General features: G+C 36.0%; 6 protein-coding genes. All 6 read left to right on the top strand.

Going from position 1 to position 13,849, the window contains the following annotated elements; all coding sequences use genetic code 11:
• Nucleotides 1-276: 276 nt before the first annotated feature.
• The 6 genes from AABD74_RS17690 to AABD74_RS17665 all read left to right on the top strand — a co-directional run bounded on the left by AABD74_RS17690 (nucleotide 277) and on the right by AABD74_RS17665 (nucleotide 13,844).
• Entirely contained in the window at nucleotides 277-3,720 is a 3,444-nt protein-coding gene (locus tag AABD74_RS17690) for a glycosyl hydrolase (RefSeq protein WP_406843760.1), read from the top strand.
• A gap of 291 nt (nucleotides 3,721-4,011) precedes the next feature.
• A complete protein-coding gene (locus AABD74_RS17685; RefSeq protein WP_406843759.1) occupies nucleotides 4,012-5,436 on the top strand; it encodes a sialate O-acetylesterase in 1,425 nt (474 codons plus the stop codon).
• A 195-nt stretch (nucleotides 5,437-5,631) separates the two neighbouring features.
• Complete coding sequence (locus AABD74_RS17680; protein WP_406843758.1) at nucleotides 5,632-7,959, top strand: DUF5703 domain-containing protein; 2,328 nt, start codon at nucleotides 5,632-5,634, stop codon at nucleotides 7,957-7,959.
• A 16-nt stretch (nucleotides 7,960-7,975) separates the two neighbouring features.
• Entirely contained in the window at nucleotides 7,976-10,435 is a 2,460-nt protein-coding gene (locus tag AABD74_RS17675) for a T9SS C-terminal target domain-containing protein (RefSeq protein WP_406843757.1), read from the top strand.
• Between the two features lie 159 nt (nucleotides 10,436-10,594).
• Entirely contained in the window at nucleotides 10,595-12,613 is a 2,019-nt protein-coding gene (locus AABD74_RS17670; RefSeq protein ID WP_406843756.1) for a glycoside hydrolase family 127 protein, read from the top strand.
• 244 nt (nucleotides 12,614-12,857) lie between these two features.
• Complete coding sequence (locus tag AABD74_RS17665) at nucleotides 12,858-13,844, top strand: pectinesterase family protein (RefSeq protein WP_406843755.1); 987 nt, start codon at nucleotides 12,858-12,860, stop codon at nucleotides 13,842-13,844.
• Nucleotides 13,845-13,849 lie beyond the last annotated feature (5 nt).

Genomic DNA, 13,849 nt, shown 5'->3' with positions numbered 1-13,849 from the left:
AGGAATCTGCAAAATCAGCGAAATCTGCGAGAGTAAATTTTTCCCGCTGATTTTGCAGATTAGGCAGATTTGTAAAATTAATTAAAGTTTAAAAATACAGTTTGTCATTTCGAGGAACGAGAAATCACACACGTATGTCGACAAAGATTGGAGAAAAACTTTGCAGAGTTTCTAGTGTGATTTCTCCTTACGTCGAAATGACAAAAAAAAACGACAACACAAACCCGACAGGTTTTTGAAACCTGTCGGGTTTACGAACAGAAAATAATAACAATAATGTCTAACCGTAACCACATTTTTCTTTTCAAAAAAGACTTTCGACTTTGGACTTTCCAACTTTCGACTGTTTTCTTTTTATTCTTTGCAAGCATCGTCTCAGCACAAGAAGTCCATAAAAAAGAAACCAACTTTCAGCCAACATTAGAATCCTCAAGACCTTGGGTATATTGGTATTGGATGAAATCTGCGTATTCTAAAGCAGGAATTACAGCCGATTTAGAAGCTATGAAACAAGCAGGAATTGCGGGCGCTTATTTAATGACCATAAAAGGGCCAGCCAATCCGCCATTGATAGATCCGCCGGTTTTACAGTTGACGCCTGAATTTTGGGATATGATTCATTGGGCATTTAAAGAAGCAGATCGTTTAGGTTTGAAATTAGCTTTTCACGGAGCAGACGGATTTGCCGTTGCAGGCGGGCCGTGGATTACGCCAGAAATGTCGATGCAGAAAGTAGTCTGGTCAACAACTGAAATTTTAGGAGGAAAAAAAGTTGCGTCGAAATTGCCAGTTCCAGAACATTATAAAGATTATTATAAAGACATTGTAACTTTTGCTATTCCGATTAAAGAATACCAAATTACTTCGCAGATGCAACTGCCAAAAGTAACCACATCAAACAATACTGATGCATCATTTTTGGCTGATCCTAAAAAAGATGAAAACTTCAAATTTGCCGATGCAGGTTGGATTCAATACGAATTTGCACAGCCTTTTACCTGTAAATCTATTGTAATTGAAACCAAAGGAAGAGATTTTCAGGCACAGCGCCTAATTGTAGAAGTAAGTGACGACGGAGTTAATTTTAGATTCCACGAAAGAATGATCGCACCGCGTCACGGCTGGCAGGACATGGATTTCCCGAATACACATACTATTACGCCTGTAACGGCAAAATATTTCCGATTTGTTTATGATCCAAAGGGAACAGAACCCGGAGCGGAAGATTTGGATTTTGCTAAATGGAAACAAAATCTGAAAGTGAGTAAAATAACCCTTTCAAATCAATCGTTGATTAATAATTATGAAGGAAAATCAGGAGCAATTTGGCGTTTAACTCCACAGACTACTGAGAAAGAAATTCCCAATTCTGATGCATTTAAAAAATCAGAAATTATCAATATATCCAATTTTGTTGATGCCGATGGAAACCTAAACTGGAAAGCACCTAGCGGAAAATGGAAAATTATCCGAATGGGACATACTTCGACAGGGCATGAAAATACAACCGGAGGAGCAGGAAAAGGGTTGGAAGTTGATAAATTTAATCCCGAATTAATCCGTTTTCAGTTGGATCATTGGTTTGGAGAAGCCGTTCGTTCTGCTGAACCTGAATTGGCTTCAAAAGTGCTTGAAATTCTTCATTTTGACAGCTGGGAATGTGGAAGCCAAAATTGGTCTTCGGTTTTTCAGGCTGAATTTAAAAAGAGACGTGGCTACGATCTTGTAGAATATCTTCCAGTTATGGCGGGAATTCCTGTAGAAAGTGCCAATTTTTCAGAGAAAGTTTTATACGATGTTCGAAAAACAATTGCCGATTTAGTAGCTGATAATTTCTACGGAACTGTCGCTGAAATTGCAAAAGAATATAACGTTAAGTTAAGTTCAGAAAACGTCGCGCCAACCATGATGAGTGACGCTTTGTTACACTATAAATATGTCGATTATCCAGGTGGAGAATTTTGGCTGAAAAGCCCCACACACGACAAACCTTTTGATATGGTCGATGCTATTTCGGGCGGACATATTTACGGAAAAGATATTATCCAGGCAGAATCTTTTACCGCTTTACGAATGGATTGGGACGAGCATCCCGGAAATCTAAAAACAACGGCAGACCGCAATTACGCTTTAGGAATCAACCGTTTATTCTATCACGTTTTTGTGCATAATCCTTGGACGGACAGAAAACCCGGAATGACTTTAGACGATATCGGAACTTTTTTCCAGAGAGACCAAACTTGGTGGAAACCCGGAAAAGCTTGGTTTGATTATTGTCAAAGAGTGCAGTTTCAATTGCAAAAAGGTAAACCAGTAATTGATTTAGCCGTTTTTATTGGCGAAAATTTTCCTTCCCGTTCTTTTGTTCCGGATCGTTTGGTGCCTTTTATTCCGAATGTGTTTGGAAAAGAAAGATTGGAAAGCGAGAAAATTCGTTTAGAAAATGAAGGTCAGCCAACGGCAAAAATGCCAAAAGAAGTGACCTATTCTAAAAATATAACTGCTTTATCACAATGGATCAATCCACTAAATGGTTATCAATATGATTCTTTCAATGCCGATGTTTTAATTAATAGAGCGAAAGTAGTAAACGGAAAAATCTCATTTGAAGGCGGAATTGAATATGGAGCTTTATTCTTTCCGGGAAGTCATAAAATGGCACCAAATAAGATGCTTTCTTTGGCCTCCGCCGAAAAAATCCTGCAATTGCTAAAAGACGGTGCAACGATTTTTGTAGATGAAAAACCGAATCTTCAGCCAGGAATTCAATCAGAAATAGATCAAAAGAAATGGCAAAATGTAATTGATGAAATCTGGAATAATGGCGATTCATCAACATGGAAAATCGAAAAAGGAACAGTTATCAAATTACCGTATTTAGAAAATGATTTTGCTTCAATTGGAATCACACAAGACGTTTGTTTTCCAAATTTAAATCGTGCTGATTCAGAAACATTGGCTTGGGCACATCGAAAATCAGATACTGAAGATATTTATTTTATTTCCAACCAAAAAGCAGAGAAACGTTCTTTTGAGGCGTCTTTCAGAATTTCTGGAAAAGTTCCGCAATGGTACAATCCTGTAACAGATCAAATGTCAGATTTAGACAGTTGGATGATTTTAGATGAAAGAACAATTGTTACGATAACATTAGGGGCCAACGAATCTGGTTTTGTGATTTTTAAAGATGAGATAAAAGAACTTAAAAATGAAAATTACAAAAAAGTATCGCAATTTGAGAAAGTGCAGACTTTAGATGAGAATTGGGAATTACAATTTGATCCTGAATTTAAAGGCCCTAAAGAAGTGGTAAAAACAAACAAACTTTTTGATTGGAGTACTTCTCAGAATGATCAAATTAAGTATTATTCTGGAACTGTAGTTTACAAAAAAGAGTTCGTTTGGAAAGGAAAAGAAAACAATAAAATTTGGTTGGATTTAGGAGAAATCTCAAATATTGCCGAAATCAAAATCAACGGAAAAGATTGCGGAACACTTTGGACTTTTCCTTTCAAAACAGATATTTCAAAAGCTTTGCAAAAAGGAAAAAATACGATAGAAATAAAAGTTACAAATACGTGGGCAAATAGATTGATCGGCGATCAAAAATTGCCAAAAGAAGAAAGATTAACATGGACAACAGCGCCGTTTCGATTAGAGGGAGAACCTTTGTTGAAAGCGGGTTTATTAGGGCCAGTGAGTATTGTAAAAGAAAAATAAAAGTTAGCCACTCCCGATAGCTATCGGGATAAAGGATTAAAAGGATTATTTAATCTATGATAAAAGAAGGGTTAGATGAATTGCCTCCAGCTTTAGCTGGAGGTTTAGAAGAAGATAAGAATTGGGCTTTAGCCAAACTAATTATTTGGCTAAAGCCCTAGAAATGCAAATACTTTATGACCTCCAGCTAAAGCTGGAGGCAATTGAAAAGAAAAATATCAATAGATCAAAGAATTTTAAGAGATTAATAATCCAAATAATCCTTTTAATCTGTGGCAAAAAAATAAAAAAATGAAAAAATCAATTATTGCATTATTAACGATTTTAGCAACTCTTCAAATCAATGCAAAAATCAAACTGCCAGCATTGTTTACTGACAACATGATATTACAGCAAAAATCCAACGCACCAATTTGGGGATGGGCAGAAAAGAACGCCAATGTCGTAATCAAAACTTCTTGGGATTCTAAAGTTTATAAAGTAAAAGCTGATACTTCTGGAAAATGGAAAACAGAATTACAGACTTCTACTTTTGGCGGACCATACACGATTGAAGTATCGGAAGGAAATGAAAAAGTAACCATCAAAAATGTTTTGTTGGGTGAAGTTTGGCTTTGTTCCGGACAGTCGAATATGGAAATGCCTTTAAAAGGCTTTCAAGGTCAGCCTGTCAAAAACGGAAATGAAATTATCGTAAGATCAACTAATAAAAACATTCGTTTAATTACGATTCCAAGAGCAACAGTTTTAGAGCCTTTACAAGATTTTGAAGGAAAATGGGAAGAAGCTTCTCCAAAATCGACTTCAAATTTTAGCGCAACGGCTTGGTATTTTGGATCGCTTTTACAAGAAGTTTTAAATGTTCCTGTGGGATTGATTCATGTTTCTTACGGAGGTTCGAGCATGGAAGCTTGGATGAATCAGGAAATGCTGAAAGATTTCGCAAGCGCTAAAATTCCGACCACAAAAGAAGAATTGGCAAAAGATCCAAATCGTGTTCCGACAACTTTGTTTAACGGAATGCTTTCGCCTGTAATTGGTTACGGAATTAAAGGCTGTATTTGGTACCAAGGAGAATCAAATTACGAAAGAGCAAACGAATATACCGCTTTAATGAAAAAAATGGTAAGCAGTTGGAGAACGCTGTGGAACCAAGGAGATTTCCCTTTTTATTTCGCTCAAATCGCACCGTTTAATTATGCTTCATTTCATCCAAAAGATTATCAGGAAAAATACAATTCAGCTTATTTGAGAGAAGCGCAGTTTAAGGCTTCAAAGGAAATTCCGAATGCAGCAATGGCAGTTTTAATGGATGTTGGAGAAGAAAATAACATTCATCCAATGGACAAAGAAAAAGGAGGAAACCGTTTGGCTTTTCAAGCATTGGCAAGAACTTATGGAATTGAAGGTTTCGAATTTGAAAGTCCGAAATATAAATCGATGGAAATAAAAGATGGCGCTGTAACGGTTTCTTTTGATGATGTTAATAACGGAATTACGTCTTATGACAAAGAGGTTTTAGGTTTTGAAATAGCAGGAGCAGACAAAGTTTTTTATCCAGCGAAAACAGTAGTAAGAAGAAAATCAGTGGTTTTGACTTCGGATAAAGTGAAAAATCCAGTTGCAGTTCGCTATTTATGGAAAGATTTCGCTAAAGCGGAATTGTTTAGCGCAGGAGGATTACCGGTTTCTTCATTTAGAACGGATGAATGGTAATACACGGGTGCTCCTGCAAGGTTTTCAAAACCTTGTAGGTGTTTGAATTATGAGTTTAAGGTCTAGTTTGTCATCCCGAGGAACGAGGGATCACACGCGTAAATCGACAAAGATTGAGGACATTCTGTGTGGAGTTTCTAGTGTGATTTCTCCTTTCAGTCGAAATGACAAAAAGAACTAAAAAAAATAGATAAATTGAAATACATAAAATACATCTTTCTCTTCACAATGCTTTGCCTCAAAGCGCAAATTCCTACGCTCGATAATTACAATCAGGTTTGGACAACGCAGAGCAATAATTCATCAGAATCTATGCCTTTGGGAGGCAGTGATATTGGTATGAATGTCTGGGTAGAAAAAGGTGATTTGTATTTCTATTTTTCGAGAAGCGGAACTTTCGACGAACATAATACTTTACTGAAATTAGGACGGGTAAAAGTGACTTTAACACCAAATCCGTTTGAGGGAAAAGATGGTTTTCATCAGGAATTAAAACTGAAAGATGGCTATGTTTTAGTCGGACAGAATAATACTAAAATCAAACTTTGGGTGGATGTTTTTAAACCGATTATTCATGTTGATTTAGAAAGTAAAAATCCGTTGAAAATGACAGCTTCTTATGAAAGCTGGCGTTATCAAAATCGTTATCCAAAAGGAAAAGAAAATAATGCTAACTCTTATAAATGGGCGCCTCAAGGAGAACTTATTACATATAAAGATTCTATTTCGTTTGAAAATAATGGTATAAAATTTTATCATAGAAATAGAGAAAATACTGTTTTTGATGTTGCTGTAAAACAGCAGAAAATGGAATTGGTAAAAGACCAAATGCTGAACCCGATTGCCAATTTAACTTTTGGCGGATTCATGAAAGGCGATAACTTAAAACCAGACGGAACATATCTTGGAAAATATCAGGATACCGATTTTAAAGGGTTTAATTTAACAAGCATTAAACCATCCAAAAAACACTCTTTAGAAATTTGTTTAAACACCAATCAATCTGATTTTTCTACTTGGAATAATGAATTAAAAAGTTTGATTTTATCCAATAAAAATAATTCAAAACAAGCAGAAAAAAACACTCAAAAATGGTGGAATTCTTTCTGGAATCGCAGTTTTATTTTCACTCAAAAAAATCAATCGAATGCTAAAGATTCGGTTTATCAGATTGGGCAGAATTATCAGTTGTTTCGATACATGCTTGGATGCAATGCATATGGAAAATACCCAACAAAATTCAACGGCGGACTTTTTACCGTTGATCCTGTTTATACCAATAAAGATTTAAATTTTACGCCCGATTTTAGAAATTGGGGAGGAGGAACGATGACGGCTCAAAACCAGCGATTGGTTTATTTTCCGATGGTAAAAAGTGGTGATTTTGATATGATGAAATCACAATTGGATTATTACGTAAGTCTTCAAAAAAATGCTGAATTAAGAAGCGAAGTTTACTGGAAACATAACGGCGCTTCATTCACAGAACAATTAGAAAACTTCGGCTTGCCAAATCCAGCCGAATACGAATGGAAACGTCCCGCAGATTACGATCCAGGAATGGAATATAACGCATGGCTCGAATACGAATGGGATACGGTTTTAGAATTCTGCCAAATGATGTTGCAACAAAAGGAATATGCTGGAGAAGACATTCAGAAATACAATCAATTCATCATCAGTTGTCTTCGATTTTTTGATGAACATTATCAATATTTAGCCAAACAAAGAGGTAGAAAAGCTTTGGATGGAAACGGAAAATTAATTCTTTTTCCAGGTTCGGGAGCAGAAACTTATAAAATGGCGAATAATGCCAATAGCACAATTTCGGCGTTGCAAGTTATTACAGAAAACCTTTTAAACCTTTCAGGAAATCAGTTGTCAAAAGAAGACGTTGAATATTTAAAAGCATTTCAAACGAGAATTCCGCCTTTGAATTTCGGACAGATTGAAAATCATAAAGTTTTACTTCCTGCTAAAACTTGGGAAAGAGTCAATAATTCAGAAGTTCCACAATTGTATCTTGTTTATCCGTGGGGAATTTATGGTATTGGAAAACCTGATTTAGAAACAGCCTTGAATACATGGAAGTACGATGCAGATGCTTTAAAATTTAGAAGCCACATTGGATGGAAACAAGATAATATTTTTTCGGCTCGTTTGGGATTAACCGAAGAAGCGATGAAATATAATACACTAAAAATGGCGAATTCAGAAAGACGTTTCCCAGCTTTTTGGGGACCGGGTTTTGACTGGGTTCCAGATCATAATTGGGGCGGATCAGGGATGATTGGTATGCAGGAAATGCTTTTGCAGGAAGCAGACGAGAAAATCTATCTTTTCCCAGCCTGGCCAAAAGATTGGAACGTTCATTTTAAATTACATGCCAAACAAAACACAACAATTGAAGCCGAACTCCTAAATGGAGAATTGAAGGTTTTAAAAGTAATTCCAGAAGAAAGAAAAAAAGACATGATAAATCTGCTAGGAAAATCTGAAGCAGAGAAAACGAAATTAAACTAACTATTACCAAGCAAAAATGATAAAGAAATTAATAAGCGGTGCTGTTTTGTCCATGCTTTTGACCACAAATGGACAAGCACAATCAGTCGCAAATACAGATAAACAAATTGTAAAAGTTGACTTTGATTTTTTTCAAAGAAGACTGGAAGAAGTTCATGATCCGAGTTATGATTCATGGGTGATAAATGAAGGAAAAGAAGCCGAAAAATCATTTAATAATGTGTCTTTTAAGTTAAAAGGAAACTTTACTTCTAAATGGTACAAAGTTGGAATGAGCGCTCCGTTTTACAACAAATTAGGAAGTGACGGTTTGGTTACTGCGGAAAATTTAGAATTGAAAATAAGCGGATTGGAAGCAGGAAAACATACACTTTTGACGTTTCATAACGCTTTTGATGTCATTACAGGAAAAACTTTCTCTCCGATAAAAATCTTCGTAAACGGAAAACTTCAGGAAACAGTAAATGCAAGTCAGAGAGCCAATGCTAAAATTGATGCTTCGATGGCGTATATTACTTTTAGTGCTGAAAAAGGCAAAGATGTAATAGTTCGTTTTGAAATTGATCCAACTTCAAATCCAGATATTATAAAGCAGATTGTGATCAACGGTTTTGAAATTGATACGCCAAATTTAATGAATCAGGCCAGAACTCCAGAACCAAAAAACAGAGACGAACATGTTGAAGTGGGTAAAACTTTAACTCTAAAATGGGATGCTGTAAAAAACGTAGCATCGCATAAAATATATTTCGGTGAAGATAAAAATGCGGTAGAAAACGCAACTGAATCTTCAAAAGAATTTAAAGGAAAATTAACGGAGAAATCTTTTACAGTTTCTGATTTATATTCGGGAACAACTTATTATTGGAGAGTCGATGAAGTGGATAATAATGGCGAAGTTACACTAGGAAACGTTTGGTCATTTAAACCTGCACAATTAGCATTTAAAGGAGCTGAAGGTTATGGCCGTTATGCTGTTGGTGGACGTGGAGGAAAAGTAATTGAAGTAACTAATTTAAATGATGACGGACCGGGAAGTTTGCGTGATGCTATTAATCAGGAAATTGGCCCAAGAACGATTGTATTTAATGTTTCGGGAAATATAAAATTGGCTTCGAGATTAGTAGCAAATCAGCCTTATATTACTATTGCAGGACAAACAGCTCCGGGAGAAGGAATTACGATCAGCAGAGCGCCAATTGGATTGACAGGAAATGATGGAGTGATTCGTTTTCTAAAAGTGAGAATCGGAGGCGGAACTACTTTTGACGGAATGGGATTAACAGGCGCAGATTACAGTATTATTGATCATTGTTCTATTAGCTGGACGATCGATGAATCGTTTAGTTCGCGTGGCGCGCATCATATTTCGTTGCAAAGAACTTTAATTTCTGAAGCTTTAAATGTGGCGGGACATGATAAATATCCTGCAGGAAAAATGCACGGTTTTGCAGCAACAATTGGTGGAGATATTGGTAGTTTTCACCATAATTTATTGGCACATAATCAGGGGCGTAACTGGAGTATTGGCGGTGGTTTAAATGGTGATGGGTATTACACAGGAAGACTGGATATCACAAACAATGTAGTTTACAACTGGGGACAAAGAACGACAGACGGCGGTGCAAACGAGGTAAATTTTGTAAACAATTTTTACAAACCAGGAGCTTCAACTAAAATATTTGTCGCGTTAAATGCACAGCACGAAGGAGTTGGAAAAGGAATGCAGCGTTATTATTTTAACGGAAATATCATGCCAGGTTACTTTGATGAGAAATCTCAGGAAAAAGGCAGAAAATCGACTATAAGCCATAATGAGAAAGTAGATTATGAAACTTTCGTTGACAAACCATTTTTTCCTTCTTATGTAGAAACGCAATCAGCGAAAGCGGCATATAAAAATGTACTTTCGGATGTTGGTGCTAATCAGCCGTTTTTTGACAAACACGATAATAGAATTGTAGAGGAAACTTTAAAAGGAACTTTCACTTACAAAGGAAGTAAAAGCGGTTTAGGCGGAATGATTGATAACGAACAAGATGCAGGCGGTTGGCCAAATTTTGCTTCAGAAACTCGTCCGACCGATTGGGATACCGATCATGACGGTTTGCCAAACTGGTGGGAAAAAGCTTTTGGTTTAAATGAAAATTCGGCATCAGGAGATTTTTCAGATGCGAATCAGGATGCTGATAAAGACGGATTCACTCAGTTGGATAATTATTTAAACTGGCTGGCTCAACCTCATTATTTTATCAATTTAAAAGATAAAAAGACTTTAAGTACTGCAGATTATTTCAAAGGTTATGAAAATAAGCCAGTTTATACTTTCTCTGATCTTAAAAATGGAAAAGTGGTTTTAAAAGGAAAAGAAATTCAGTTTACAGCTGTTGAAAAAGGATTTGCTTCTTTCGTTCTAACGGTAAAAGATGCAGATGGAGATTCAATGAGCAGAACCATTAATTTCTTTGTTAAGTAAAAAGGTTTCACGCAGATTTAGCTGATTTAGGCAGATCTGCGCAGATTTTATTTTTAAAGAGTAAAAATCAAAAAATAATCTGCTAAAATTTGCTAAATCTGCGTGAAAAATTAATCTCTCGCAGATTTTGCAGATTAGGCAGATAAAATTAATATCAAAATGAAAAAGAATATCATCATCTCAAGTTTATTTCTTTCAACCGTAATCTTTGCACAGAATAAAGGTTTGGTTGCCAATTCAGAAAGTCCGTATTCTAAACTACAGAGTGTAGGTTTGCAAGATGTAAAATGGACAAACGGTTTCTGGAAAGAACAATTTGATGTAGAAACCAAAAACACATTGCCATACATGTGGGATTTGTATCATAACGATGAGATTTCGCATGCTTACAAAAACTTCGAAATTGCAGCAGGTTTAAGCAAAGGAACTTTTAAAGGCCCTTCGTTTCATGATGGTGATTTCTATAAGATTTTTGAAGGAATGGCTGCAACCTATGCCGTAACAAAAGATAAAAAACTCGATGCTGAAATGGATAAAGCGATTGCGCTTTTCGCAAAAGTACAGCGCAAGGACGGTTATATTCATACGCCAGTTTTAATTGATGAACGCTGGGGAACTTTAGGGCCAGAAGAAGTGAAAAAACAACTGGGTTTTGAGAAATACAACATGGGACATTTAATGACTGCAGCTTGTATTCATTATCGTGCCACAGGAAAAACGAACTTCTTGAATATTGCAAAAGGTGTTGCTGATTTCTTGTATGATTTCTACAAAAAAGCTTCACCAGAATTGGCTCGAAATGCAATTTGTCCGTCTCATTATATGGGAATTGTCGAAATGTACAGAACAACTAAAAATCCGAAATACTTAGAATTAGCCAATAATCTAATCGATATTCGTGGAACGACAAATGACGGAACCGATGACAATCAGGATAGAGTTCCGTTTAGGGAGCAGACAACCGCAATGGGACACGCTGTAAGAGCCAATTACTTATACGCAGGAGTTGCCGATTTGTATGCTGAAACAGGAGAAAAGAAATTATTAGATAATTTAGAGTCGATTTGGGATGATGTAACGTATCGTAAAATGTACATAACTGGCGGCTGTGGTTCTTTATACGACGGCGTTTCACCAGACGGAACTTCTTATGATCCATCTGTCGTTCAGAAAATTCACCAAGCATACGGAAGACCTTTTCAATTGCCAAATGCAACTGCTCATACTGAAACTTGTGCTAATATTGGTAATGTTTTATGGAACTGGAGAATGCTTCAGATTACTGGCGATGCTAAATATGCTGATATTGTGGAATTAGCATTGTATAACAGTGTACTTTCTGGAATGGATTTAGAAGGAGAAAAATTTCTTTATAATAATCCGCTGAATGTTTCTAACGATTTGCCATTTCACCAAAGATGGGGAAATGAACGTGAAGGTTATATTGCCTTATCAAACTGTTGCGCTCCAAACGTAACCAGAACCATTGCCGAAGTTGGAAATTATGCTTACAATATTTCGAAAGAAGGTTTGTATGTCAATTTATACGGAAGTAATCAGTTAAAAACAAAATCTTTAAACGGTGAAGAAATCGAAATTGAACAGCAGACTAATTATCCTTGGGACGGAAAAATAACGCTGAAAATTGTAAAAGCTCCAAAAGACTTACAGAACTTCTTTTTAAGAATTCCAGGCTGGAGTCAGAATGCGGAAGTTTCGGTGAATAATGCAAAGATTACTGATAAAATCGTTTCTGGAACTTATTTGAAATTAAATCAAAAATGGAGAAAAGGAGATGTGATCGAATTGAATCTTCCAATGCCGGTTGAATTGATGGAAGCGAATCCGTTGGTTGAAGAAGTTAAAAATCAGGTAGCCGTAAAGAGAGGGCCTTTGGTTTATTGTTTAGAATCAGATCAGCTTCCTGCGAAAACAAGTGTAAACGATGTGGCTTTGAATTTGAAATCAAAATTTACAACTAACAATTTCTTATTGAATAATAGAAACTTGGTTAGCATTGATGCAGAAGCTGTAATTAATTCTAATAATTCTTGGAATAAATCTTTATACAAACCGCTTTCTTCTAAAGATGCGACTGCAGTATCAGTAAAATTAATTCCGTATTTTGCGTGGGGAAATAAAGGTAAAGGAGAAATGACGGTTTGGATGTCGCATTAAATTTTGGACGCGGATGAAACGGATTTACTTCGTAAAGACGCGGATTAAAAACGGATTTTAATTTTTGTCAAAGATATTAATCGTTCAGTTTGTCATTCAGGAACGAAGACACGAGCGAGAGCGAATTGGCGAAGCAATCACACACGTAACTCGACAAAGATTGGCGATTTAGATTGCGGAATTTCTAGTGTGATCTTTCCTTCGTCAAGATGACAAAACAAGATAAACAAGTAAATTGAAAAACATGAAATATATTCTAACCTTATTTTTAATAACAACACTTTCAATATCAGCCCAAACGCTCGATAACAAATTGGCATTGACCGTTGCTCAAGATGGTTCTGGAGATTTTAAAACCATTCAAGAAGCGGTGAATAATGTCAAAGATAATTCGGAGAAACGTGTTATAATTACTATAAAGCCTGGAAAGTATGTCGAGAAATTGGAAATTCCAGATTCAAAACCCTTTATTACTTTAAAAGGTCTTGATCGAAATAAAACCATAATTTCATTTGATGATTATTCAGGGAAACCGCTTCGGGAACCAGATCCATCAGGCAAAAAAGAATTTGGAACAGGAACTTCGTATTCTTTTATTATTAAAGGAAATGATTGTACGCTTGAAAATTTAACTGTCGAAAATACAGCTGGGCGAGTAGGACAGGCGGTAGCTCTTCACATTAAAGGAGATAAAGTAATTGTAAAGAATTGCAATCTTTTAGCAAATCAAGATACGCTTTATTTATCTGAAGGAAATACGCGAACTTACTTTGAAAACTGTTTTATCAACGGAACAACCGATTTTATTTTTGGCGCTGCGACGGCTTATTTTTATAAATGTATTATCGAAAGTTTAACGAATTCTTATATCACAGCTGCTTCAACCCCGCAAGGACAAGCTTACGGTTTTGTTTTTGTGGATTGTAAACTTACCTCAAAAGACAAATTGGTAGATAAAGTGTTTTTAGGAAGACCGTGGAGACCTTATGCGCAAACTGTTTTCATTAATACAGATTTAGGTTCGCATATCATTGCTGAAGGTTGGAATGCTTGGATCGATACGCGTTTTCCTGATAAAGATAAAACGGCTTATTATGCTGAATATGGGAGTAAAGGTTCAAGTGCAAAAGATGTGTCTCAGCGTGTTTCTTGGTCGCATCAATTAAAGAAAGAGGATATTAAAAGATATGATAGAGATTTAGTTTTAAACGGATGGAATCCAAATAAATAAGCTTC

It is taken from the genome of Flavobacterium soyae, assembly GCF_045348165.1.
GTDB lineage: Bacteria > Bacteroidota > Bacteroidia > Flavobacteriales > Flavobacteriaceae > Flavobacterium > Flavobacterium soyae.
The sequence above is the reverse complement of the archived record's forward strand: the minus strand, read 5'-3'. Positions and strand labels throughout refer to the sequence as shown.

What these genes read in the sequence shown, in the direction of transcription:
- AABD74_RS17675 (WP_406843757.1), top strand. Translation starts at nt 7,976, where the DNA reads ATGATAAAGAAATTAATAAGCGGTGCTGTTTTGTCCATGCTTTTGACC.
- AABD74_RS17690 (WP_406843760.1), top strand. Translation starts at nt 277, where the DNA reads ATGTCTAACCGTAACCACATTTTTCTTTTCAAAAAAGACTTTCGACTT.
- AABD74_RS17685 (WP_406843759.1), top strand. Translation starts at nt 4,012, where the DNA reads ATGAAAAAATCAATTATTGCATTATTAACGATTTTAGCAACTCTTCAA.
- AABD74_RS17665 (WP_406843755.1), top strand. Translation starts at nt 12,858, where the DNA reads ATGAAATATATTCTAACCTTATTTTTAATAACAACACTTTCAATATCA.
- AABD74_RS17670 (WP_406843756.1), top strand. Translation starts at nt 10,595, where the DNA reads ATGAAAAAGAATATCATCATCTCAAGTTTATTTCTTTCAACCGTAATC.